Origin of the sequence: Acinetobacter sp. S54 (genome assembly GCF_016624945.1) — a bacterium.
Lineage (GTDB): Bacteria > Pseudomonadota > Gammaproteobacteria > Pseudomonadales > Moraxellaceae > Acinetobacter.
In genome coordinates this window covers 1-427 of the sequence record NZ_JACVUI010000034.1, presented here as the reverse complement: position 1 = coordinate 427, position 427 = coordinate 1, and the positions used below count along the sequence as shown (strand labels likewise).

1 protein-coding gene is annotated in these 427 nt (G+C 57.1%); it reads right to left on the bottom strand.

The window, feature by feature from the left end; genetic code table 11:
• On the bottom strand, window positions 1–427 hold a 427-nt coding region (locus tag IAE20_RS16695; protein WP_200529627.1), incomplete at both ends, for a cadherin-like domain-containing protein.

The window sequence follows — 427 nt, the reverse complement described above, 5'->3', positions numbered from 1 at the left end:
CGGTGCATCATTGACCGGGTTGACCGTCACGTCAACCGTCACGGTGCTACTGCCACCATTGCCATCCGATACCGTCACGTCAAAGCTGTCGCTACCGTGGTAGTTGGCATTCGGCGTGTAGGTGTAACTGCCATCTGGGTTCAGACTGACTGTACCATGTGCAGCAGCTGTGCTGATGGTGTAGCTCAGGCTGTCACCCTCCACGTCATGGCCAACAACGCTGCCCATCACGGGGGTGTCTTCATCCGTCGTCACTGGGCTGGCGGTTGCTGTCGGCGCATCGTTCACGGAGCTGATCGTTACCGGAACCGTTACGGTGGTACTGCCACCATTGCCATCACTTACCGTCACTTCAAAGCTGTCGCTACCGTGGTAGTTGGCATTCGGGGTATAGCTGTAACTGCCTGTCGCTGGATCAAGCGTCACT